This is a genomic window from Vallitalea sp., from assembly GCF_025211055.1.
Classification (GTDB): Bacteria; Bacillota; Clostridia; order Lachnospirales; family Vallitaleaceae; genus Vallitalea.
Genome location: NZ_JAOARO010000079.1, coordinates 13,737 through 39,160, shown reverse-complemented (window position 1 = coordinate 39,160; position 25,424 = coordinate 13,737). Strand labels below are relative to the sequence as shown.

General features: G+C 30.3%; 18 protein-coding genes. 4 read left to right on the top strand and 14 right to left on the bottom strand.

Features of this window, described 5'->3' with window-relative positions; genetic code table 11:
• Positions 1-192: 192 nt before the first annotated feature.
• The 7 genes from N4A55_RS11600 to N4A55_RS11570 all read right to left on the bottom strand — a co-directional run bounded on the left by N4A55_RS11600 (position 193) and on the right by N4A55_RS11570 (position 8,980).
• Complete coding sequence (locus N4A55_RS11600; protein ID WP_293756478.1) at positions 193-1,230, bottom strand: substrate-binding domain-containing protein; 1,038 nt, start codon at positions 1,228-1,230, stop codon at positions 193-195.
• A gap of 735 nt (positions 1,231-1,965) precedes the next feature.
• Positions 1,966-2,217: a hypothetical protein gene (locus N4A55_RS11595; RefSeq protein ID WP_293756476.1), complete on the bottom strand. Its 252-nt coding sequence runs from the start codon at positions 2,215-2,217 to the stop codon at positions 1,966-1,968.
• Between the two features lie 372 nt (positions 2,218-2,589).
• A complete protein-coding gene (locus N4A55_RS11590) occupies positions 2,590-3,468 on the bottom strand; it encodes an NADase-type glycan-binding domain-containing protein (RefSeq protein WP_293756473.1) in 879 nt (292 codons plus the stop codon).
• Complete coding sequence (locus N4A55_RS11585) at positions 3,452-3,760, bottom strand: hypothetical protein (RefSeq protein WP_293756471.1); 309 nt, start codon at positions 3,758-3,760, stop codon at positions 3,452-3,454. The genes N4A55_RS11590 and N4A55_RS11585 overlap by 17 nt, the downstream gene beginning before the upstream one ends.
• Positions 3,761-3,954: 194 nt before the next feature.
• On the bottom strand, positions 3,955-5,004 hold the full coding sequence (locus N4A55_RS11580) for a hypothetical protein (RefSeq protein WP_293756469.1): 1,050 nt from the start codon (positions 5,002-5,004) through the stop codon (positions 3,955-3,957).
• A gap of 650 nt (positions 5,005-5,654) precedes the next feature.
• Positions 5,655-7,901 carry a thiamine pyrophosphate-dependent enzyme gene (locus N4A55_RS11575; RefSeq protein ID WP_293756466.1) on the bottom strand — a complete coding sequence of 749 codons (2,247 nt, stop codon included), beginning with the start codon at positions 7,899-7,901 and terminating at the stop codon, positions 5,655-5,657.
• A gap of 20 nt (positions 7,902-7,921) precedes the next feature.
• Positions 7,922-8,980: a 2-oxoacid:acceptor oxidoreductase family protein gene (locus N4A55_RS11570; RefSeq protein ID WP_293756464.1), complete on the bottom strand. Its 1,059-nt coding sequence runs from the start codon at positions 8,978-8,980 to the stop codon at positions 7,922-7,924.
• A 311-nt stretch (positions 8,981-9,291) separates the two neighbouring features.
• Here N4A55_RS11570 and N4A55_RS11565 point away from each other — a divergent pair, with 311 nt between their 5' ends.
• From N4A55_RS11565 to N4A55_RS11555, 3 genes are all read left to right on the top strand, one after another.
• Positions 9,292-11,151, top strand: a complete 1,860-nt coding sequence (locus tag N4A55_RS11565; RefSeq protein ID WP_293756462.1) for a sensor histidine kinase — start codon at positions 9,292-9,294, stop codon at positions 11,149-11,151.
• Positions 11,152-11,158: 7 nt separating this feature from the next.
• Positions 11,159-12,259, top strand: a complete 1,101-nt coding sequence (locus N4A55_RS11560) for a response regulator (protein WP_293756460.1) — start codon at positions 11,159-11,161, stop codon at positions 12,257-12,259.
• Positions 12,260-12,450: 191 nt separating this feature from the next.
• On the top strand, positions 12,451-17,397 hold the full coding sequence (locus tag N4A55_RS11555) for a GLUG motif-containing protein (RefSeq protein ID WP_293756458.1): 4,947 nt from the start codon (positions 12,451-12,453) through the stop codon (positions 17,395-17,397).
• Between the two features lie 110 nt (positions 17,398-17,507).
• Here the strand turns inward: N4A55_RS11555 and N4A55_RS11550 are convergent, their stop codons facing one another.
• Positions 17,508-18,254, bottom strand: a complete 747-nt coding sequence (locus N4A55_RS11550) for a hypothetical protein (RefSeq protein ID WP_293756455.1) — start codon at positions 18,252-18,254, stop codon at positions 17,508-17,510.
• Between the two features lie 83 nt (positions 18,255-18,337).
• Positions 18,338-19,036, bottom strand: a complete 699-nt coding sequence (locus N4A55_RS11545) for a 5'-methylthioadenosine/adenosylhomocysteine nucleosidase (protein WP_293756453.1) — start codon at positions 19,034-19,036, stop codon at positions 18,338-18,340.
• A 439-nt stretch (positions 19,037-19,475) separates the two neighbouring features.
• Here N4A55_RS11545 and N4A55_RS11540 point away from each other — a divergent pair, with 439 nt between their 5' ends.
• The gene (locus N4A55_RS11540; RefSeq protein ID WP_293756451.1) at positions 19,476-19,727 is read left to right on the top strand and encodes a TIGR03905 family TSCPD domain-containing protein; all 252 of its coding nucleotides are present in this window, start codon (positions 19,476-19,478) and stop codon (positions 19,725-19,727) included.
• Between the two features lie 113 nt (positions 19,728-19,840).
• Here the strand turns inward: N4A55_RS11540 and N4A55_RS11535 are convergent, their stop codons facing one another.
• From N4A55_RS11535 to N4A55_RS11515, 5 genes are read right to left on the bottom strand one after another with little or no spacing between them, the layout of a single operon-like run.
• Positions 19,841-20,707: a hypothetical protein gene (locus N4A55_RS11535; protein ID WP_293756448.1), complete on the bottom strand. Its 867-nt coding sequence runs from the start codon at positions 20,705-20,707 to the stop codon at positions 19,841-19,843.
• A 26-nt stretch (positions 20,708-20,733) separates the two neighbouring features.
• Positions 20,734-21,915 carry an iron-containing alcohol dehydrogenase gene (locus N4A55_RS11530; RefSeq protein WP_293756445.1) on the bottom strand — a complete coding sequence of 394 codons (1,182 nt, stop codon included), beginning with the start codon at positions 21,913-21,915 and terminating at the stop codon, positions 20,734-20,736.
• Positions 21,908-22,885: an ABC transporter permease gene (locus tag N4A55_RS11525; protein WP_293756442.1), complete on the bottom strand. Its 978-nt coding sequence runs from the start codon at positions 22,883-22,885 to the stop codon at positions 21,908-21,910. The genes N4A55_RS11530 and N4A55_RS11525 overlap by 8 nt, the downstream gene beginning before the upstream one ends.
• 1 nt (position 22,886) lies before the next feature.
• Positions 22,887-23,873, bottom strand: coding sequence for an ABC transporter permease (locus N4A55_RS11520; protein ID WP_293756440.1), 987 nt, complete (start codon positions 23,871-23,873; stop codon positions 22,887-22,889).
• A 27-nt stretch (positions 23,874-23,900) separates the two neighbouring features.
• Complete coding sequence (locus N4A55_RS11515) at positions 23,901-25,406, bottom strand: sugar ABC transporter ATP-binding protein (protein WP_293756438.1); 1,506 nt, start codon at positions 25,404-25,406, stop codon at positions 23,901-23,903.
• Positions 25,407-25,424 lie beyond the last annotated feature (18 nt).

Sequence of the window (25,424 nt, the reverse complement as noted above, 5' to 3'; positions counted from 1 at the left end):
TTTTAAAGCATAACAGCAGTTATGTCTATTTCTTTTACCCATTTTTCTACTTTTATTTGTAATTCAGACAATATTTACTTGTCAAAGTGCTTTTGTCAGCTTTGCTGACATGATCTCTCAAGATTCCGAGAGATTATTATAATAAAGGTGCTGAGTCACTTTATGTCACTCAGCATCAATCCTTTTTACTAATTAAAATCCTAATGAATCTGCATTTTCATTAGTAATATTTAATGTAGCATCAAATATCAAAACATTTCCATTATCAACTTTTGGTTTTCCTATTTCTGGAACATCAATTGACTCTACGTCTTTACCTTCAAGTAATGATTTTGCTACATATACAGCAGCATATCCTGAGTCAGATGGATTCCAAAGTACTCCATGATCTATAGAACCATCAGCAAGATATTGCGCAGCCTGTGAAGGAATAACTGTACCTGTTACAGCGATATCATCTGTCATCTTTTTCTCTCTTAAAGCTTCAGCTGCACCAATTGGACCAAGACTTCCCCATCCGATTATTGCTTTTAGGTCAGGATAAGATTTGATAAGTTCAAGTGTCTTAGTACGTGATAATTCTGTATCTTCTCCACATGGGATACGGTCTGTTGCTTCTGTCATATTAGGGTAATTTTCTGCAAGATATTCTGTAGCTAAATCAGCCCATTCGTTATGTAGGGGAACTGAAAGTCCTCCAACAAACAATACATATTGTCCTTCTCCACCAGCAGCCTTAGCAGCAGCTTCAGCAGCGGCGATTGCAAAATTCTTATTATCTATCATTTCTGTATCATAATCAGCTCCAACTTGTCCTGGTGACTCGTTTGCAATAACTAGAATACCTTTTTCCTGTGCACTTTTTAACGTTGGCTCAAGAACTGTTGCATCATTAGGTACTACTACAATTGCATCAACACCTGTTGTAATAAGGTCTTCTATAATCTTTTTTTGTAATGCTGGATCAGCATCTGTTGCGCCAGTTACATATGCATTTACGCCCAAATCTTTTGCTGCCTTCTTAACACCTTCCTCCATAACATTAAAAAATGGAATACCTGTTAACTTTACAACTACTGCAACTTCATATTCTTCCTTAGAACTATTATCTTTATTACTGTTATCGGTAGTACTATTATCTGTAGGTGTTACCTCTTTCTTAGTTTTACAACCTGCAAAAACCAACATTACCATAGCCAAAATCATTATTATCGTTACCGTTTTTTTCATTTTGTCCTCCTTAATATTTTTTTTGCTCCAGAGTCCTTATGCTATAAATCTTAAGCACCAATTTGAATCTCTTTCTTCATAAAAACTTACACCCTTTAGATAATGATAAACAACCTACTACAAAGAGTATTAGATAGCCATATCTATACTTCCTTGTTTCAATGTAACTTGTTTCACTTATTATATTACTACTTTTTAAGTGTCTTGTCAATAATACCTAAAAAATTTCTTTTCCCTCATATTATTTTAGTTATTATTCAATTATGTGTTGATTAATTAATATTATATTTGTGTATCATTATTATTTTACCAAAATATATGTTTTCTTTTTTGTATTTAATTAACCCTTTATTACATTATTTTCACTGTTTTAAACCAACTTAAATGGATAATAATATCTTATTTGGGTTTACTTGTTTCAGTAAATAATTAAAAAAATAACAATACTTCGTTAAGATAAAAAATCATTTTATATGTACTGGAAAAATTATGCATTATTTTTTTGCCAAAAGTTACAATAATAATCAACTAATTGGTCTCTCTATGATTGTCAAGATCGATAGTTTTTATATCCTCTATATATTGTATGAGATGTTATGTAACAAGGTACATCTTGTAAGAATACTATATTAAAATACCCATGAAACCCTGCTTATACTATAGCAAGGCTTTATGGGTATATAGTATCAATTATATAATGGGATAGTGAAATATTAGATGTTTACTATTTATTGGTTATCTTATATATGATATTACCTTTTGTATTTCATTGTCTCTATCAGTTATAATTTCTTCTAATTCAAAAGTTAGTTTGTCTATATCGGCTAATTTAATATCTTTTTCATGTTTTAAATTATTATAATCTTGTATACCTTGTTTTATTATTTCTTGATGTTTTTCCAATGTTATAAGTGCATATCCTGAAAGGGTTTTATCTTGTCCATTAATGTTAAATATTTTTTTCTTGTTTAAGGTTCTTAAGAACACTCTATAAAACTCATTAATTTTAATATCATAAACACCGTTAGATTCATCTCAAATTTACCAGCTTTCACTATATAGAAATAGAATTTTTTAACGCATTCATGTTACATAATATAATAACCTATAATTTTTTAATATATGAGTCTTCTTTTTATTAAGCTTATACGACTATTACAATAGGGGCATTTATCTATATTTTTCATTTTTTAGCTCCTTCTAATCAAAATTAAATTCTCGTATATTTGATTCATGTCAATTCATTCACCAATTTCCTCTTTTTTATTTCCTTCTGCCCAAGGCTTTCTTAATTATTCTACTGTCCATAGCCAATCAACAGTTTTGAATTACTTAATTTAAAATTATATCTACAAATATTCAACTTTTTAATTTCTTCTTAAGAAATACTAAAACTGCTCCTATCACAGCTATCCCCAATACAATAATAATTATTATCTTTGTTAACTTTGTATTATGACTATCTATCTCATCGTTCTTCTCTTTATTGCTTGCATTAACAGTTGCATGTATTTTAGTCTTGTCATTTTGGATAGTAATTTGCTCTTTTTCATTTTTCTTATCACCTTTTTTATCTTGGTTTAAGATAGTATCTTCATTTTGTTTTACAGTACTAATAAACCCTTTTACATAAGCATTCTGTGGATTATTGTAGCCATATAAAATAATATCACTTATACATATATCTTCATAAGTACTACCTTTCTCAGCTTCTATTATCGTTAATTTTATTTTACTTATATTAGAATAACTTTCTCCATTACCTTGGTAAATATCTACATAATCTACTTGTCCAAAGTCTTCAACATTTCTATTTAACAATTTTTCTTTTGTAATTATTTGATACTCATTGTTAGAATCATCCATACCATATAACTCTACTTTTATCTTTTTAATAATCCCATTCTTTAAATATATATCTTTATTAGCTATATATCCGTTTTTAATCCCTATTTCTAATAATTCTGTTTCTGGTTCTAGTAATATTTCAACACTTTCACCAATACCAATACCTTTTTTCCCTTCTACCCATGCAGTATTAGTATCTTTATCAAATAGATTTGATGGCTTATAAGTATATTTCTCTTCATCTTGTAGAACCGAAGATACAATAACCTCAGCAATTGCATCATTGTTGAGTACATATTTTTTATCCTTTATAAAGTTTTGCCTATTATATTCAATAGACAGATTTTTAACTATGTTAAAGTTAATATCTTTTTTAGCATATTTCATCATAAGTATCATAACCTTGGGTTTTTAATTTTATAGGAAAAGCATATATAACATTTTGACTAGAACCCTTATTTAATAGTTTATAAGTTACTTTTACATCAATGTAGAACTCATTGATATATACCTCTAAGAACTCAGAATTTAATTGTATATCATCTACATCTATAAAGTGTATATTGCCCCCTTGGGCGACTCCATTCCATTCTATTGGACCACCATTTGCAAAAGCTTGTAATCTAAATATTATCAAACAGATAATTATAGGTACTATATATTTCTTAAATAAGTTTGTCATTTTAGTCTATCCCCTTATACTAACTAGGTGCTTAATTTTACTCAAATTATATCTCATACTTTAAAATATCCTTAGTTCAGCAATACATTTATCATCATATTTTCCTCATTATAAACTTCTAATATTGTTATTTTAATTAAATCACTTTCTCTCCTATGAAAGAGCTCTTGTATATCTCTATTATTAATTAATAATTAAAAGAACATCTCTGTATTGTCAGTTATTTCAAATGTTTCTAAGTTCACTTTTTTATATTCATATTGACCTGGCATTGGCATATTTCTTATATAAAGAAAATTACCTATCTGTATCATATCAATAAAACCAAGATGAATTATTTTATCATCTATCATACCTGTTTCTATATCTATCCTAGCTATACCCTCTTTTTCAAAATCGTAATAATATATATAATCTCCTGCCTCAAAATAAAACATATTCCAATCTCCCACAACATATTGAGGGTTGCTACCATCTAAATTAGCTTTATATAATCCATCTTCACCAACATAATAGATAGTAGTGTCTGTTATAATAGGTCTCGATGCATTATTAAGCACCTTATAATTATCAGAACCATCTACATTGATACAATATATAGAATCAGAGCTATCACCAAAATAAATTTTATTTCCTTTTACTTGACTCAAATATATTTTTTCATTTGCGAGTAATTCATTTTCTATCTCTCCATCAAAATTTGCTGTTAATAATTTTCCTTCTTTATTGATATATACTATTTTATTATCAATTATACAATAATAATCCCTCTTTATATTTTTAATAATATCATTACATGTTCTATCTAATAAATTAATCTTATAAAGAACTCTATCCTCTGTATAAAATAAAAAGTTGTCCTTTAATATAAAACTTCTATCATCTGCAGCTACATTAGCTATTACCTCTTTTTTTCCGGTCTTTAGTTCATACTGCATAATAGCTGCTGCATTTACATCACCTTCACCGTGAAATTTACCATTATCATCTATATAATGCCCCCAATTGCAATAATATGCATAATCTTCATTAGTTACAACCATAGATGGATTATGGTACTCTACTTTTTTAGATTCTTTAATTTCTTTAACTTCTTCTTTACTAGCATTTGATTTTGTGCTGGTTTCTTTTGTTTCCTCTTTTGTATTAGCAACTATATCTGATTCAGTAATATTTTTTTCTACTGACTGTTTACAACTACATAATAATAACAATGATAATATTATTATAATTAAACGTTTCATAATATCTTCTTATCTCCTTTCTTCCTGTAAAGCATATAGAATAAAAACCTATATGCTTTTGATTATATTATTACTCTTTAGTACCATGTTTTATATATTCTATACCATAATCCCCCAACACATCTTTATAGTTATTCTCATTAGGATCATGATATCAATGCCTTCTTCTACCATTGATTTTATCTGCATCATAGCCTTCTTAGCAAACTTACTAAAATGATTTTCTCTTCAAAATCCTCTAATTCATATAGAAGACACTCTGTTATCATTTCGTAGGAGTTCTTTACCTTCGCCTTACCTAAGAATATGACGAAGAATAAGAAGATGCTGTATTGCTCTAACATCTATATGGAATATTTCAGCAAGTCTTTTTATTTTCATAGGTTCATCATTTAGAATAGCCCTTATCAATTCTTCTGTTCCAATATTTCCATGTCCTTGGCTCCATATATTTCAGTATTGCTCAGTGAAGGTAATTTTAATAAATCCGCTATTGATAAACTCATTCTTATGTCTCCTTAATATAGTCTCAACATCAATATTTATTATATATTATACCTTAAAAATAACAAATCATGTAATTAATTATAGAAAGTTGATTCCCATGAGTAACAGAAACCAACTTTCTAATTTCAACAATGTATTAACTTTTATAGCACTGGGCTATCATTCCTAGCCTTTAATCTATCCCATCTTCTATCAACTTCCTGCTGAATATCTCCTAGCAAATCTTCATATTTAGGTTTCAATAAGTGTTTAGTTCTTCCCATCATCTTGAAGAAATCTGCCATCTTGATTTTTTTATTCTTAGTCTCAGGATTATAATTTATTGTAGTAATACCATTTTCAATTTCATATAGAGGATGATAACAGCTGTTAACTCCTGCTTCAATTACACTTCTTTCATATCTTGGTTCATCACCCCAGTTAAGAGGACAGGCTGATAATGCTTTTATAAAAGCTAAGCCATATTCTGAAGCATATTTCTGAGCCTTAGCAGCTTTCCTGATAAAATCTGTTGGCATGAATTCTGCAACTGTAGCAACATAAGGAATATTAGTAGCTGCAAATATCATAGGAGTATCCTTATTATAGTTAGCCTTACCTGCTTGAGCTTTGCCAACATGAGAAGTTGAAGTCTTAGCTCCTCTTGGTGATGAATAAGATAATTGATATCCTGTATTCATGTAACCACCATTATCATATTCCATTATTATCATTTTATGATTTCTAAGTGCTGCACCTAGAGCGGCTCCCATACCTATATCAAGACCACCGTCTCCACTAACCATAACAAATGTGAAATCATCTCCTTCTGGTATCTCTCCTCTTTTTTGTTTTTGATGGAACATCTCTACAACACCTGATAGAGTAGCTCCACCATTTTGGAATAGATTGTGAATATAACTTACTTTAAATGCTGTTTGTGGATAAGGAGTTGTTACAACCATACCACATCCTGTTTGGAATAATAAAACTACATTACCTTCAATACCTTTTAATAATAGATTAACATTAACAGGGATACCACAGCCTGGACAAGCTCCTGAACCTGGCCCCCATCTTTTTGGCATTTTGGTAGCTACCTTGGGTAAGCCCCCTTTTGCAATAAACCTGCCTGTTTTTTCATCTTTAGTTACAGTAACTACCCCTGGAGATGATTCCTCCTTAGTTATAGGCTTGAATAACTGCTTAGGTTCATAACTTTCATTACCTTTATAATTACCATAATAATCAAATCTATTATCTACTTTTTGGCTCTTAGCTATGTCAAGCGCCCTATTTAACATCTCTATGGCATCTTCAATATAGAAGTCCTTTCCACTAAGTCCATAAACCAGTGTTGCAACTTCAATATTTGATTTATAATCTTGCAAAGTAGCCTTTAACTCTATTGAGAGATTACCACCATTAGCACCATAACTATCTTGTCTGTCAGCTACAACTATAGCTTTTGTATTCTTGACCATATCATATATTTCATCTCTATACCAAGGTCTAAGTGCATTGACTGCGAATACACCAACTTTTTTACCTTCTTTTCTTAATTCATCAACTGCAAGAATTGCAGTATCATAACTTGAACCTATTATGAATAGAGCAGCTTCTGCATCTTCCATTTTATAGCCTTCAACTACATTATAAGTTCTACCTGATAATTCACCATACTCTTTTAAGACATCTTTAATGACATCTCTAGCTTCATTCATAGCTTCATGTAGTTGGAATTTGTTGTTTATCAAGTCTGGTTCATTCATATAAGAACCCATAGTTACTGGTTTATCAGGGTCCAACAGATGATAATCTGGCTCATATTTTCCAACGAACCCCTGAACATCTTCATCTTTTGCAAAAACCTTTGCTCTTCTCTTTTGATGACTGGTAAAGAATCCGTCAAAAGCAACTATTACAGGTAATTTAACTTTTTCAGCAATCTTGAGAGCGCATATATTCATGTCATAAACTCTCTGAGGGTCTTTTGCAAAGAGAATCACCCAGCCTGCATTTAGAGTATACATAATATCACTGTGGTCACCTTTTATAGAAAGAGGACCAGATACCGTACGACATACTACATTAAGTACCATAGGGAGTCTAGTACCTGACTGTACAGGTAATTGCTCTAAAGCATATAGCAGACCATTAGCTGATGTAGCATTGAAAACACGTCCGCCACCAGCAGTAGCTCCATAGCAGATACCAGCTGCTCCATGCTCTCCATCACCTGGTATCATCATTACATCATGTTCTCCTTCTGCTTTTAGCAGATCCAAGTGTTCTGCAATCTTAGTTGATGGAGTAATTGGATAATAACCCATTATATGATAATTTATTTGTTTAGCAGCATAAGCCGCCAGCTCATTCCCACTATCAAAAACAATCTTTTGTTCTACCATTATTAATCCTCCTCTACTTTCTAATTTCCGCTCTCAGTATTGACAATTGAATTAGCGCCCGTATCCTGAAATTCCATCTGTTCTGCAATCAAGTCTTTATTTCTTACATGTAATTTATGAATATCTATATCTCTTTCTATTTCCGCTGTTAATGCTGCTGTTGGACAGACTTCTACACATCTAAGACAACCTTTGCAATGATGATAATCCAATCCTTTATTAACCATTGCAGGTTTCCCTTTGTACTTACCTTCAACAAATTGGAATACCATATCTGGACATGTAGTATCGCATAGACCACAGTGTATACATTTCTCTACATGAAATATCGGAACATAACCTTGCCTGCTAGCAGATAAATCGTTAGTCACTGTACTGCCGGGTATGGTATTGACACCACCTATAGGTGCATTAGCATAACCCCAATCCCTTTTTACTTCTTTATATTCTTGATATGGATATTTACCATCATCATTATATTTTTTGATTGTAATTTCTTCATAACCTCTTTTAACTCCAGCCAAGTTACCTTCCAATGCAGCTGGATACTTCTTACCTATAGTCTCCTTAACTACTTGTTCCAAAGAGTCTAATGAAATAAAGCCTGTAGCTTTTCCTATTGCGCCTAGTAAGACCATATTGATTCTTGTATGTTCTTCCAATGATATTTTGAGAGCATCTACACATATTAAGGTTCCGGCATGCATTTTTAATCTATCTCTTATAACATCTGGCTCGTCATTTGTATTCACTACAACCATAGTACTTTTATCCACACCAGCCATTACTGGTATTTTTCCAGCTAGATTCTCATGGAATATCCCTAATACATGGGGTTTTTCTATTGGACTGTTGATTCTTATTTCCGTATTTGGATCACAATATCTAATAAACGCTTTAACTGGTGTTCCTTTTTTTTCTGAACCATAACTTGCGAAATTAGAGCTGTTAAGGTCAAGATATAGAGCACCTAACTCACCTAAAATTTTACCAATAAGATTGGCTCCTAGACCTCCAATACTCTCAAGCCTAATCTCATAAAAACCATGTTCATTTGTAACAGGTAGATTTACACTCATCTTCTTTCCTCCTTTTATGTGTTAGAAACAATTGTATAATTACTAAATATATCCTTTGACAATCATTATAACATAATAATAATTATTATCAAGTACTTATTATCTAATTCTATGTTCTATTTACGTACTCATACCACTTTCAGTATAAGTAAAAATATAACGGAATATACCAATTATTTATTAATACTGATTCTAACATTAATAAAGATAAACTAATATAATGTTTCAGAAATTATTGCTTTATCTAAAACAACATGTTATATTGATGAAGATAGTCCAACTATTACACTTATTAGGAAGGATAGCATAATTTGAACATATTAATAAAAAGAAGATTAGTAATAATTGTTATCATTAATCTTTTAGTTTTAACAAGTATTTTGATATGGGTATGTAAAAAAGAGACACCTATGCCTATTAGTAAAAAAGGAATATTGGATTTGACAAATTATAATTTGAATCGAGAGAAATATATTAGACTAGATGGAGAATGGGAGTTCTACTGGAAAACATTATTAGATAATAATCAACTAGAGTCAATAAATACTGGTAGAATAGTGACAGTACCACAAGCTTGGAATCAATCCATACTAAAGGATGAGTCATTTCCTTCAAAAGGCTATGGTACATATAAACTCCGAGTCAAAACGTCACTTCCTGTAAAAACCAAATTAGGATTAAGAGTATATGCTTTTTCTAGTGCATATAAATTATATATAGACGAAGAATTAATTGGTACAAATGGTCATGTTGCAAAAGAACCTTTGGAAGAAGTGGCTGAATATAAACCACAGCAATTATTTTTTGAAATACCGGCTAAAACATTTGATATCATAATTCAAGTATCTAATTACCATCATAGTACAGGTGGCTTTAAATATTCTCTCTATATAGGAAATCAAGATAGTATCCATTCTCTTGGTAATAAAATAATGGCAAGAGAATTTCTCTTAATAGGCACACTTTTTATTATAGCACTATTCTATATAACCCTATACTCGTTACACAAGGAACAAAAATATACATTATATTTTGCTTTGATGTGTATATTCACTATATTTGGAATTGATTTAATTGAACTCATGTTTGTTCTTCAATTATTTCCAAGTATTAATTTTAATGGATTTATGTTTTTATTATATACAATAATAATGTGGTGTGTTTTTTGGCTTATATTATTTGTATCTGAATTATACCCATCAAAATTCTCTTGGTGGATTATTAGACTATATGCGTTGTACGGCATAATTTCACAAATCATGTATATCATAACACTACCAATATATTATTCAAAATTTGATTTTATAACTAATTGCTGTCAATTATTAGGGATTCTGTCTACTATTGTTATCGTAGGAATAGGCATAAAAAAAGGGCATAAAGAGGGATGGCTAAATATTATTAGTATGTGTGTTTTTTTAATAATTTCTACGTTTGATTTAATCGATAAAACAAACTCTAATAATTACAATATTGGTCAGATTAATTTTGTGGGGCTATTAATCTTTATATATATTCAAATACTAATTCAAGCCATTAGGTTTAGGGAATACTATGATAATAAAACAACAGCTGAATTAGCTTTATTGCAAGCCCAGATTAAACCACACTTTTTATTTAACGCATTAAATACAATTATTTCTATATCCTATTATGATATAGAAAAATCCAGAGAACTTTTGGAGCAGTTTAGTAAATATCTAAGAAGAAGTTTTGATTTTAAGAGTAGAAGTCAGCTAGTGTCTTTAAAAAATGAATTAGATTTAGCCAAAGCTTATGTAGAGATAGAAAAGGCCCGATTTGAAGAACGTTTAGAAGTAAAATTTGACGTTGATGCTAATCTAGATACTAGAGTACCTATACTAATACTACAGCCTTTAATTGAAAATGCAATAATACATGGTATTCTACCTAAGTTAAAAGGAGGTTGGGTGCTTGTATCCATCCATACAGAGAATAATAAGCTGCTATTTAGTATTGAAGATAATGGTGTGGGATTAACAAAAGACCATCTTATGGAAACCGGTGAAAAGGATGAAAAAACAAAGATAGGAATTTGTAATATTGATAATCGATTAAAAGAGCTTTTTGGAAAAGGTCTTACTATTGAAGGATGTAAAAATAAGGGAACACATATTACATGGAATATACCAATACGTAGGAGGGATTAATGGTAACATGTTAAACGCAATCTTAGTTGATGATGAAAGACCTGCACTTAGGGCATTGCAAATATTGCTTAATGATTATAATATAGAAGTTGAAGGTATGTTTACAAATCCTGCAGAAGCCTTAGAAATCATATTGGAGATTAAACCTAATGTTGTTTTTGTAGATGTGAGTATGCCACAATTTACAGGTATAGATCTTGCATCAAGAATCATAGACGGTAGTCCTAATACAGATATAGTGTTTGTAACAGCTTATGAAGAATATGCCGTAGATGCATTTGAACTCTATGCATTAGATTATCTGATGAAACCATTAAATAAAAGAAGATTAGAAAAGACTATTAATAGAATTATAACAAAAAATAAAGTATATTCTATTTCAAAAGACGAGGAACAACCTCTAATAATTAATTGTCTAGGAGAATTTGAAGTTAAGTTCTATAATAAACCTCCTATAAAGTGGCGTACTAAAAAAATAAAAGAATTATTTGCTTTCTTAATATGCCATCATGGACAAGTAATCACCAAAGATATGATAATTGAAACAATATGGCCACAATGGGACATTAAAAAAGCTATTCATCAGTTACACAATGGTATATATTACATAAGAAAGACATTAACAGATTATGGTGTGAAAAATCAAGTAGAGTTAAAAGGAAAGTATTGTTTAGAATGTAATAAGGCAGAACTTGACATAGATCTGTTTAAGAAACAATATATAGAGATTAATAAAATGACCAATATAAATGAAATCCAGAAAGTAAAAGTTCTTTATAAAGGCGAGTATTTTCAAGGCGAAGATTGGATATGGAGTACTTTAGATAAGGAACGATTATCAGAGATGAATAATAATATATTTATTAATTTAGCTGAGAAATATATAGAAATAGAAAAATATTCAATTGCAGAAGAATATCTCAAAAAAGCATTTTATTATAATGTATATGATGAAAAAACAACTAAAATCCTCTTAAGTCTTTATAAAAAAAATAATGAAAAAGTGAAAGCTACCAAGCACTTTATAGAGTATAGACAATTACTATATGAGGAGTTAGGTATATTACCCCACAAAGATATTGTAAATCTATTTAATACTATAAAATAATATTTATTCGTATAGCAGATATTTTGCTATACTATTTTTTTATCTTTTTGGGGGTTTTATGTAAATTTTGGGAGAAAAATGGGAGAATAAAAAAGTATAATGATAGTAATAAATTAATATTAATTCAATAGGATAATTTATAATTTAATTATGTAATTTTCCTACGTATTAAGGAGAGGTAATGGTGAAAAATGAAACAAAAGAATAAGTGGAAAAAAATAATATTATCACAAACTATTATGGCATTATTGTTAGTAACTTTTTTTGGAACTAATGTAGAAGCACTAAAAGATGAAGGTTCTTCTGTAGATGTATGGAATGGTACTGTAGCTTCAGGTTATGCAAGTGGGAGTGGTACAGAAGAAGATCCTTATGTAATATCAACAGCTGCTGAATTAGCTTATTCGGCACAAGATATATCAAATAAATGTGTAAAATTAATAAAAGACATCGATTTGAATAATATAGAATGGGCTCCATCAAAATTCAGAGGTTCTTTTGATGGACAAGAACATGTTATTCGAAATATCAAAATAAGAAAATCTAATCAACAGAGAATAGGTTTTTTTGAGACTGTTGTACCAGACAAAATTATTAAAAATCTAGGGCTTGAAAATATTGATTATGTTATAGATCCTACAAAAAACTCTAGTTTTATTGAATTAGGGGGATTTGTTGGACATAATAAAGGAGAGATTAAAAATTGTTATGTTAAAGGTGGAACTATAAATATTGATATACCAGAAGGAAATACAGATAATGTTACTTCATCTGCAATTATAGGAGGATTTGCTAGCTCTAATATTAATACAATCGAAAATTGTTACTCTAATATTAATATCAATATATCTAAGTTAAATAATTTAGCTGTAGGACTATTTATTGGAAAAACTGATAATTTTATGGGTAAAGATTATAAGATTAATTATTGTTATGCAGTTGGAACAATACAGTATGAATCAGCCATATCAATAAATAATATTAGTAGCTTTGTGGCAATGAATAGTGGTAAATTAGGGGAGTGTTTTTATGATAAAACAATTCTTGAAACTAGTCCAAATCAAATAACAAAACTAGAAAAAGATACATCAATAGGAAAAACTACAGAAGAGATGCAAGATGAAGCTACATATGCCAATTGGGATACTAATATATGGCATTTTAAATTAGGAAATTATCCATCACTAATTGAATTTGAAGTTATAGAAAATGAATTTGAAGGTGGAAAAGGAACGCAAGAAGATCCTTATCAAATCAAAACTATAGAGCAATTAAAGAAAATAGAAAATCATAACGAACAATCAACTCACTTTATATTAGTCGATAATATAGAATTATCTGCTAATCCAAATTGGGAACCGTTATGTAAAGAATATAACAAAGGATTTAAGGGAGTTTTTGACGGAAATAATAAAACAATAATAGGATTAGATATTAGTACTACGGTATTACCTGATAAAACAAATGAACCTATAGGATTGTTTTCTAAGATTGAAGGAGGAACAGTTAAATACTTAACTATAGAAGCTGATATTAATGTTCTAAATTCCAAATATGTAGGGGCATTAGCAGGGCAGATGCTAGGAGGAACAGTTGAAAACGTTCATATAACCAACTCTTCACTAACTGCTGAAATAAGTGATGGTATTGGTGGAATGATAGGTATTATTGGACAAAGACCAATAGGAGGAGATACTCCAGATGGTACACTTGGAAACACAGAAATAATAAATTGTTATGCAGATGCAGTAGTGAGTGGTAAAGTATTTGTAGGAGGATTAATTGGAAGAATAATAGATAATGTTGGTACCCAAGTGAATAAAGATATTAAGTTAAGCTATGCCAAAGGAAAAGTGACAGCAAGTTCATCTAATGCAGGTGGGCTAATAGGTGGTATTGCAGATAAAAACAGTAACGTAGAAGGCTGTTTTTCTATGAGTGATATTACTTCTAAAGTAGGGTATGCAGGAGGATTAATTGGAGCTAATAATGGGGGTATAATCAGCTATTCTTATGCAACAGGTAAAGTTATTGGGGAAAACGGAAAAGATACTGTATTAATTGGCGGATTAGTAGGTAACATGAGCAATGGAGAGTTAAATAATAGCTATGCTATAGGAAAAGTGGAAGGTAATAGAAAAATTGGTGGATTAGCAGGAGGTGCTATGGGTGGAACAATAACTAATTGTTTTGCATCTGGTGATGTGACCTCATTACAAGATGGAGAATCTAATGCTTTAATAGGACTTAAAGCAAATGGTACTCTAACTAATTGCTACTACTACAAAGGACAGATAATAACAGGAAAAGATAGTAATAATTATGGAACAGAAGCAACTATAGCTCATCTTCATGATAAAACGTGGTATAGTAGTTTGGATAAGCTAAATTGGAATACAGATAAATGGTTAATTGATACAAAGGTAGATAATAAATACTATCCACATATTAAAAAAACAACATCAGAGGTGTTGCAAGGTCAAGTAGATATATCACTTCCATTAGAAAAAAAGGTATTTGAAGGTGGAAGTGGAACGCAGGCAGATCCATACCAAATTAAAACTATACAACAATTAAAACAAATAAAAGACTATAATAAACAAGGAACACATTTTAAATTATTAGATAATATTGATTTAGCATCAGAAGGAGACTGGAATCCATTAGTTCAAAACTCTGACAAAGGATTTCAAGGATTATTAGATGGAAATAATAAAACAATAACAGGATTGAAAATAGATGTTACAGCATCAGAAGAAAACAAAGCTGTACCCGTAGGACTATTTTCTAAAATAGAAGGTGGAACAATCAAGAACCTTAACGTGCAAGCCAATATTAATGTACCAAATAGTACATATGTTGGAGCATTAGCAGGACAAGTACTAGGAGGAACTATAGAAAATGTTCATGTAACAGAAACTACAATCACTGCTAATATAAGTATAGGCGTAGGTGGAATTATTGGTGTTGTTGGTCATAAATCAATGATGGCTGAAGATGGAACAGATGGTGATACTACTATAACAAGTTGTTCTTCACATGCCACAGTTAATGGAAAGCAATTTGTAGGAGGATTAATAGGTCATATATCAATGATAAGACAAGGAGAACCTGCTATTAGAACTATTGAATATAGTTATTCTACAGGAAACGTTTCAAATAGCGGTGATGTTGTAGGTGGTTTAATAGGTAGAAATGCAGACGGTAATATAGATAGCTGTTTCGCTACAGGTACTGTGAACTCTGAAAAAGGAATTGCTGGAGGACTAATTGGAACTAATATAGGTGAAATTAATAACTGTTATGCTGTAGGAAATATCATAGGAAATGATAAAACATCTGCATTTATAGGAGGATTAATAGGGTCTAATAATGGTAACATTAGTAATTGCTATGCACTAGGAAATGTAAAAGGGCATTATGCTGTTGGAGGATTAATAGGTAAGGGAAGAAATGGAAATGTAACTAACTGCTTTTTAGTAGGAGATATAGAATCAACACAGGAAAATAAAGCAAATAAATTAGTAGGAGATAAGAATATAGACTTACATATAGCTAACTGCTATTATTACAAAGAACAAAAAGTAATCGGAGAAGATAATAATAATTATGGAAAAGAAGTAACAACAGATGATTTACATGATAAAACATGGTATACAAGTTCTGATAAGCTTAAATGGAATACAGATAAATGGTTAATTGATGACAAGATAGATAATAGTTTCTATCCACACATTAAAAAATCATCACAAATACTAAGTGGGCAAAAAAACATTCCATTACCTAAAAAAGACAATGATCAAGGACAAGAGAACAATGGTAATAATAATGGAAACAGTAGCGAAAATAATGATAATAGTGATGATAGTAGCTACACTCCAAGCAGTGATAAAAAGACAAAACAAACAGCATATGTTAATGGCAAAAAGGAAGTAGTAGGAAAAACAAAATTATCAAGCAATAAAAAAGAAGTTAAAATAGAACTAGATGAAAAACTAGTAGATAACATACTTTCTAAATCTAAAAAACAATCAGTTATTATACTACCAACAATTGAAAGTGCCGACAAAATGGAAGGACATCTTAATGGAAGATTAGTAAACAAAATGGATAAAAAGGAGACTATATTAGAGATTGCTACTAAAAAAGCCAAATACAAATTACCTACAAAAGAAATTAAGATTAATGAAGTAGCAAAAAAACTAGGCAAAAATATTCCTTTAGAAAAAATTAAGGTAGAAGTATCAATAAATAAAACAAGTCAAGATATGGTTAAAGTAATAGAAAATACAACTAAGAAAAGTTCATTTTCATTAGTTGTTCCACCTGTAGATTTTGAGATAACTTGTACATATAACAATAAAACAGTAGAAGTAACCAAATTTAATACATATGTTGAAAGAATGATTGCTATACCAAAAGGAATAGACCCAAGTAAAATTACAACAGCTATAATTAGTTATAAAGATGGCTCAACTTGTCATGTGCCAACAAAAATAACGATTATAGATGGAAAATATTATGCCAAAATTAATAGTTTAACTAACAGTACATATTCTGTAGTATATAATCCCAAGAAATACAGTGATGTTAAAGGACATTTGGCAGAAGATATATGTAATGAGATGGGTGCAAGAATGATTGTTGAAGAAAAATCAGCCACAACATTTTGTCCAGATGAAAAAATAACTAGAGCATTTTTGACACAAACAATTGTTAGAGCATTAGGTTTAGGTGATAAAGGACAAAAAGTAACTTTTGATGATATTAGTAAGGACGAAGAACAGTTTGGCATATTTGCAACTGCATATGAATATGGAATTATAAAAGGCTATAGTGACCAAACTTTTAAACCTAATCAACTAATAACAAGAGAAGAAGCAATAGCCATGATTGTTAGAGCAATGAAAATCATTGGTTATAAAATTGATTATACACAAGATGAGATAAAAGAGACTATAGATCAACTAGAAGACAAAGATAAAATTTCATCATGGGCAACAGAAAGTATAGGTATATATCTAAATAGTGAATTAACACAAGAACAAGTAATAGATATTTTTCCTAAGCAATATATCTCAAAAGCTGAAATTGCAGTTATAGTTAAGAGATTATTAAATAAAGCTAATCTTATATAGTAAATAAGCCTTAGAAAACCTGTCTCACACAGGTTTTTTAAGGTATTTCTAGTATTGTAAGTTAACTATCCCTAAGGTGAATAAAAATGTAATATATGGTTCGATTAACACTAAGACATTATTTCTTTAATAACATCTTCCAGAACATTTTCATCTAATAAAGGACTTTTTCTTTTTGGTTTTGTCCCTCTTGGAACTTCTGAACTGCTTGATATATCTTCATCCCTGTTCCTACTAGCCCTAGGATAGTTTGAAATATCGAATATACCTTTTTTGCCCTTCTTATAAACTTTTGTGTTTTCTTTACTTTCACCATAACCTTCATTAGCAATCTTAACCCCATTCATAACGATTTCCAACTCATTATCCAGATGGTTACACAGATAAATTGCAGCAATTTCCTTCTTATCTTCTAACCGACATATCATTCTTACTCCAAGAAGTATTAATCCAAGTACTAAACCTACTATACCACATATTAAAACATTAGGTAAATTATTTATATTGACTTTATTTAACAATGCTATTTCAAGAAAAGTAAATGTGAGACCAATAAGTATTGTAAAATAAAGTGTATTTACCCCTATATCCTCCAATATACTTATTGGTATCTTATTTATTTTAATATCATACAGATTCTTTTCAATAAAGATTTTTGTATTTAACGGCTTAGTTCCCGAAACAACCCTGTGTCTATATTTATGTTCAATCATCATGACATCCTTGTCCATAAATTTTCCATCAATAGTCTTTAGAATTCCATTATATTTATTATTAGCCGATAAACAGCTAAATACACCTATAATAAAAATTAAAAATAATATTGAGCATACTATTAAATTAATTGTATCAAACATAAAAAACTCCCCTTCCAATTATTTACAATTATTATACATCAATATTAGAATTATTGGAAGAGTTATTTGGAAATTATTTACATTTATAAGATTTCAATCATTCCTTCAATTATTTTTGTTGAATTATCGGCAGCAATCTTAGTAAATTCTGCAAAATTAGTTTCCGCTGAATTATCTGCTTTATCTGATATTGATCTTATAACAACAAATGGCACATTATTAAGATGACAAACATGAGCTATAGAAGCACCTTCCATCTCAGTACAGAACCCCCCAAAATTCTCTAATAATCTTTTTTTCACTTTCATATTAGAAACAAATTGGTCTCCACTAACGATTCTCTCTACAAAAACATTATGATCAGTAATTTTATTCTCACTTGCTTTACTTGCAAGTTCAATCAACTTTTCATCTGCTTTGAAACAGCTTACATCCATTCTTGGTATCTCACCAAGCTTATAACCGAATGATGTAGCATCCATATCATGTTGAAGAGCATCACTTGAAATAACTATATCAGCGATATTCAATTCATTACTAACAGCACCAGCTACCCCTGTATTAACTATCATATCTACATTGAACTTATCAATCATTATCTGAGTACACACTGCTGCATTGACTTTTCCAATACCACATCTAACAACTACTACCTCTTTGTCAAACATCTTACCTATGTAAAATTCTAGACTTGCACAATGTTTAACTTCATCAATAACCATCTTTTCTTTTAAAGCTGCTACTTCTTCTTCCATAGCACCTATAATTCCTACAACGCTCATTATTCTCCTCCTAGATTATATTTAATATTTATATTTCTAAAACCTTTATAATTGCTTGTTGCTATATATATTGAACTTAAACATCTATACCCATTTCATAAGTACAATATACTTTCTCTGAGTACAACTAATATATTTATTATAAATCATATATTTTTATAAAAGATTTCAAGAAAAAAGTGTTTACATATATAATTATCTCATAGTACTAATAATTTGTGAACACTAATTTTTCTGGAGAAGATCTATTATACCACTTTTTTCATTGCCAAAATAATTTGATTAATGTATACTATCTACATGAATGGAATCAAGTTACAACAAGGATTCAATCAATCATAGTATTGATATATGAATAAAAATATTTCTCTTCTCCTAATAACTATCGAGATATTAAAATGCTGATTACTCAATAACATCTCAGAAAGGATAGATACATATGTACGAATATCATACATCAGGAACATGTTCTACAAAAATAACCTTTGATATCATGGACAATAAAGTAACTAATGTAACATTTACTCGTGGTTGTGCTGGTAACTTATTAGGCATCAGTACTTTGATTGAGGGTATGGAAGTAGATGAAGTTATAAAGCGTTTGGATGGACTTCCTTGTGGCTCCAAATCCACATCATGTCCAGACCAGTTAGCACAGGCATTAAAAGAGTATAAACAACATAACGTATAGTCAACATAATTTTAGTATCTAGAGTTTTATAGAGCCCTATGATAGATAGGAGGTTAGCTGAAGTATTCAGCTAACCTCCCATAATTATCACCTAAAGAGTTAGTATTTCTTAGCTATTCAAATTTTAATACTTTATCAACTAGGGTCCAATTCTCCACATTTTCAATAGTTTCATTAGGTATAATAGTTTGTTCTTCTGAAAATGTTTCCATTTCAACCATAAAATTATCTTTTCCTACAAATACAGCAATATTACATCCTCCAAGTGGATAATTGCCATCTCTTTTACATTTACTAGATTTTATAAAAGTTAAATTCTCCTCTGGATAAGTCATTGCTATCTTTCCTTGTGGTGCATATACTGCTCTTTTTGTCACTATTCCCATTGGATTAATTAACATATAGTTACTATTAAATGATATTTGAGGATCATCTATTCTAACTGTGTTACCAGCAAATTTTCTTGGTATTATTATTTTTACTATATCCCAAGAAAGTGAATCATCTCCTAATGGTATTGAATACTTAACTCCTTCTCTTGGTTTAGTACAAGTAGGAGACCAAACACCACCAGAATATAACATAGGACCACAATTTGTTATAAAATTAGTAACTCTAATTTCATTATCACTTATTACTTCTATATCCATTCCTCTTGTTATTTTCATTATAGGATTCATTGGAGATGTTATTTTAACTCCTGTTTCTCTAATAGTATACTCACACTCTTCGTTATCAGCAAGGTACGTATCTTGAGATTCATCTGCACCAGGTCTTGTAATCCATACTCTGTGACCTCCATATAGATTCCAATCATCATATTTAATTCCATCTTTGTTCCAATACAATAGATTTTCTCCATTCACTTTACCATAAAAAGCTATACGAGGGCCAATTTCTGTTGTAATTATCATTTTTATTTTATTTGTACGAAGCTCAATACAATTAAGCCCATCAAATACTAACTCTGTAATCATCATACTAACTCCTCCTCTAATACAACATTCTATAAAGAAATTTCATATATTTTTCGAACATCTTCTTTAGTAATAGGTGGTACACTTGCTAGCTTCCCATTATCATCAAAACTTACACTTACTACGTTCTCTACTAGCGAATCTATATCCTCTTTTATAACACCAAACTCTGATATACGTGTTTGTACACCAATAGATTTCATAAGAGATTCAAACTCATCTGTAGCTTCAGTTATTGATTTACCAAATATTCTATTTGCAAATTGCTCATATCTTGTATTATCACTTCTATTAGCGAAATATCTCATCCAAGCTAATATCATTGTAGCAAGTGTAGCTCCGTGAGTTGCATTATATTTTGCACTAAGTACATGACCCATCTGATGCATAGGAGCCCAACCATATGTCCCTGATAGCAACCATCCATTAAGAGCAATAGAAGCCGCCCACTGCATTACCCCTCTTGTTTCTACATCATTAGGATTTTCAATGACTTTAGGAATATTGTCTATTACAGTTCTAATAACTCCTTCTTGCATACGATCTTGTAAGTCTAAATTACCATCACCACCATTAAAATATGATTCCAGTATATGAGCAATAGTATCTATTGCACCACATGCAGTTTGGTATGATGGCAAACTAACTGTTAGCTTAGGGTCAATTATAGCTACTTTTGGATAAAGACAACATGGAGCCCATACATAAGACTTCTTAATTGATACTTCATCAGTAATAACAGCAGTTGGATTCATTTCGCTTCCAGTTGCTGGAAGTGTAGGAATCATAATAGTTGGTAACGCTTCAGTAGGAGGAACTTGAGAGCTGTCGCTATGACTAAATGCAATCATATTAACAATATCTCCATTATTATATTCAACTCCTGCTGCAATGACTTTTGCACAGTCCATTGCACTGCCTCCACCGATGCCTACAATTAAATCTACTTGTTGAGATTTACATAATTGTATTCCTTTTCTAGCCTGTTCAAGAGTTGGGTTAGCTGTAACTTCAAGAAAGTCAACATATTCTAACCCTTCTTCATTAAGTAAATCATAAATTTGTTCAAATAAATCTCCATAAAAAGATATATCAGTATAAGATACAATCATTACTTTTTTTCCATATTCTTTTGCTATAGTTCCTATTTTAGTCACTTCATTTTCCCCAAAAATAACTTTCACTGGATTATAATATTCAAAATTATTCATAAGACAATTTCCCTACCTTTCCTCTTTGTTTATTTCTAGCTATATTAACTATTGCTACCCCAAGAAGTAGTAACGCACCTTTTATAATCTGAGACATAAAAGATGACGAACCTAGTAATGTCAATCCATTAACTAAAATAGCTAGTAAAATAGAACCTATTAGTGTACCTATAACATTAGGTTTTCCAAGCTTAATAACTACAGCACCTAAAAATACAGCCGTAAATCCGTCTAAGAAAAATGAAGAACCAAGTTTTGGTTGACCTGATTGTAAAACTCCCATCATAATTACTCCACCAATAGCTGCAAATAAAGCAGAGAATATAAAAAGGCTACTAAGTATTTTTTTCTCACTTATTCCTGCTTCTTTAGCAGCTTGTCGATTCTCTCCTATTGCATAAATATGTTGACCAAAAACAGTTTTTTCTTGTATAAATACACATATTACATATAATATTACTGCTACTAAAAATAACATAGGTATTCCTGCAACTTTACCCCATACCAGATTATATACAATACTACCTCTAATATTAGAAACATTTAAAGGCATACCTTTACCTATAATTGCGGCAATAGCTTTTGCTATTCCTGAAACAGCTATTGTTGCAATAAGTGATTGAAATTTGAATCTTACTACAAGTATACTTGTTAATACACCAAATAATGTACATAATGCTATAGCAAGAAGAGCTGATATTTCAAAACTGTATCCATTTCTAATTAATAAAGCAGTAATCATACTTGATAAAGCAGCTATATCTGGAAATGATGCATCCATTTCACCTGTTGATATAACCCATGTTACACCTAGAATTAAAATAGCACTTGTGCTACACTGACGTAATATTTCAAGTAAGTTAGATGCCTTACTAAATACTGGTGACATTATAGAAAATATAATACATACAATTGCAATAATCCATAATAAACTTGATTCTGGCTTAATTAGTTTTCTTAAATAATTCATATTATGCCACCCCTCTTTTCTTTTTCATTTTAATACCTTTAGAAAATTGTATTTTAGAAAATAATATTGCTACAATTAATACAACACTTATTACTAAATCTCCATAATAATAAGGTACATTAATTAATGTGAAACCATTAAGCATCATTGATATGAAAACAGCTCCAAAAAAAGTTCCAATTACACTTGGCTTCTTAAAAACCGAAGATCCAATATATACAGCCGAAAAACATGGCATTAATAAGTTAAGACCTGATTTTACATTTCCATTACCTTGAGCCGCTGTAGTAATCATAGTAGAGATAGCAGCAAGAATACCACATATTACAAATGAAATAATTATTACTCTATTCACTTTTATCCCAGAAAAAAATGCTGATACTTTGCTTGAACCAGTTGCATAAAAATATCTACCGTATTTTGATTTTTCCATAAGTATGTACGCAAATATATATAGAACTAACATAATTATTACAGGTAATGGGACTCCTATTACTTTTGCTTCATTCAGCATCCCTATTCCAGAGCTTAGAAAATTTTTGTAAATAAATGCTCCATCACTAAATAAATATGCTGCCCCAAATGCCATTGAACCAATAGCAATTGTAGAAATAATATCTGGCAGTTTAAATTTACCTACTGCTATCCCAGAAATAGTTCCCCAACAAGCACCCGCAAGCAAACCTGCAATTATACATACAATTGGAGTTACTCCTTTAGATATTAACCATGCCATTAACATTGCAGAAAAACATGCTGTCATATAAAAAGATATATCACTGTGTCCTACTGATATTACAAACGTTAACCCTAGTGCTGCTATAGCCGTGATAGATACATGCTTTAATATATTAATAATATTTCTTGTACTAAGAAAATCTTTACTTAGAAATGAAAAAATAGAAAACACTAGTATAAATAGAATGAAAAATATAACAATCGTAAAAATTTCATCACTTATTCGTGACTGCTTTTTATTGACTTTCATAATATAACCTCCAATTTTGTCATGCATTTAATTGGCAGAGATAGCATGCACAAGCATATTATTAAGATTTGTTTTTTCTGCTTCACACTCCAAAGTAACTTTTCCTTGATGAATTACCATTACTCGATCTGCCATACCCAAAACTTCTTCACAATCTGACGATATAATTATTACAGCAGAATCTTTTGATAGCTCTCGCATTGTATTATAGATACCTGCTTTTGCTCCAACATCTACACCAATAGTAGGTTCAGAAAAAATATATACTTTTGCATCTGTAAATAGCCCTTTTCCAATGACTACTTTTTGTTGGTTACCACCAGATAATAGTCTAACTTTTTTATCAATTCCTGTTGTTGCAATTTGTAATTTTTCTACAAGCTCATTAGATTGTATAGCTTCTTGTTTTCTATTAACAAGTTTTATATTATTAGTGATTTTTTCTAGTTTTGATAATGTTAAATTAGTTGCGATAGTTTGCTCACCAATTTGTCCTTCATGTCTACGATCTCCAGGAACTAGAAAAATGCCATTATCTATTGCTGATTTTGGACTTGATAATTGAACTTCTTTACCATTAATGTTCATCTTACCTCCAGTTTTTGACATTGCACCAAAAAGAACTTTTGATAATTCATCTATACCTGAGCCCACTAATCCAAAAATACCAAGTACTTCTCCTTTTTTGGCATTAAAGCTTATATCTTTAAATTTGTTTTCTAGGAATAGATTGTCAACTTTTAATATGCACTCTCTATTTTGGGTATTAGATTTATTAGGGTAAATAGCTTCTAGTTTCTTTCCTAACATAAGTTCTGCTATATGCTCTGTATTTATTTCTCCTTGTTTTACTGGAAGAGTAGCAACGTTTTGTCCATTTCTAAATATTGTCATACTATCACATATTTCACTGACTTCATCCAAATGATGAGTTATATATATAATTGAAACACCTTTTTTCTTTAACATTTTAATTAAATCAAAAAGCGTATGTTTTTCCTTTTCTGTTAAAATAGATGTTGGTTCATCTAATATAAGAATGTTAGAACGTTTTGATAGAGCTCTTAACACTGCTATTATTTCTTTTTCAACAGCACTTAATTTGAAGATAGGCTTATTCAAATCAATCTCTAATGGAAATTCCTTTAATAATTCTTCTGCCTTTTTTTTCATTTTTTTTCTATTAAATTGTGCAAAAGCACCTTTTTTTTCACTTTCTGAACCAAGAAATATATTTTCATAACCAGTAAATGACGTAACCATTTGTGGATCTTGATAAACTGTAGCTATTCCAGCTTTCATGGCATCATTTGGTTGATTAATCTCAACTGGTTTTCCGTCAATGAATATTTCTCCTTGCTCTCTTTTATATACCCCTGAAAGAACCTTTATTAATGTGGATTTTCCTGCACCATTTATTCCAAGTAATGCATGGACTTCACCTGCTCGTAGTTTAAACTGTGCATTATCAAGTGCTCTTAATGATAAAAATTCTTTTATAATACCTTTCATTTCTAAACGATAGTCACTCATTTCTGCGTCGCCTCCTAC

What these genes read in the sequence shown, in the direction of transcription:
- N4A55_RS11560 (WP_293756460.1), top strand. Translation starts at nt 11,159, where the DNA reads ATGTTAAACGCAATCTTAGTTGATGATGAAAGACCTGCACTTAGGGCA.
- N4A55_RS11545 (WP_293756453.1), bottom strand. Translation starts at nt 19,036, where the DNA reads ATGAGCGTTGTAGGAATTATAGGTGCTATGGAAGAAGAAGTAGCAGCT.
- N4A55_RS11520 (WP_293756440.1), bottom strand. Translation starts at nt 23,873, where the DNA reads ATGAAAGTCAATAAAAAGCAGTCACGAATAAGTGATGAAATTTTTACG.
- N4A55_RS11575 (WP_293756466.1), bottom strand. Translation starts at nt 7,901, where the DNA reads ATGGTAGAACAAAAGATTGTTTTTGATAGTGGGAATGAGCTGGCGGCT.
- N4A55_RS11535 (WP_293756448.1), bottom strand. Translation starts at nt 20,707, where the DNA reads ATGATGATTACAGAGTTAGTATTTGATGGGCTTAATTGTATTGAGCTT.
- N4A55_RS11590 (WP_293756473.1), bottom strand. Translation starts at nt 3,468, where the DNA reads ATGATGAAATATGCTAAAAAAGATATTAACTTTAACATAGTTAAAAAT.
- N4A55_RS11515 (WP_293756438.1), bottom strand. Translation starts at nt 25,406, where the DNA reads ATGAGTGACTATCGTTTAGAAATGAAAGGTATTATAAAAGAATTTTTA.
- N4A55_RS11540 (WP_293756451.1), top strand. Translation starts at nt 19,476, where the DNA reads ATGTACGAATATCATACATCAGGAACATGTTCTACAAAAATAACCTTT.
- N4A55_RS11555 (WP_293756458.1), top strand. Translation starts at nt 12,451, where the DNA reads ATGAAACAAAAGAATAAGTGGAAAAAAATAATATTATCACAAACTATT.
- N4A55_RS11550 (WP_293756455.1), bottom strand. Translation starts at nt 18,254, where the DNA reads ATGTTTGATACAATTAATTTAATAGTATGCTCAATATTATTTTTAATT.
- N4A55_RS11600 (WP_293756478.1), bottom strand. Translation starts at nt 1,230, where the DNA reads ATGAAAAAAACGGTAACGATAATAATGATTTTGGCTATGGTAATGTTG.
- N4A55_RS11580 (WP_293756469.1), bottom strand. Translation starts at nt 5,004, where the DNA reads ATGAAACGTTTAATTATAATAATATTATCATTGTTATTATTATGTAGT.
- N4A55_RS11525 (WP_293756442.1), bottom strand. Translation starts at nt 22,885, where the DNA reads ATGAATTATTTAAGAAAACTAATTAAGCCAGAATCAAGTTTATTATGG.
- N4A55_RS11530 (WP_293756445.1), bottom strand. Translation starts at nt 21,915, where the DNA reads ATGAATAATTTTGAATATTATAATCCAGTGAAAGTTATTTTTGGGGAA.
- N4A55_RS11570 (WP_293756464.1), bottom strand. Translation starts at nt 8,980, where the DNA reads ATGAGTGTAAATCTACCTGTTACAAATGAACATGGTTTTTATGAGATT.
- N4A55_RS11585 (WP_293756471.1), bottom strand. Translation starts at nt 3,760, where the DNA reads ATGACAAACTTATTTAAGAAATATATAGTACCTATAATTATCTGTTTG.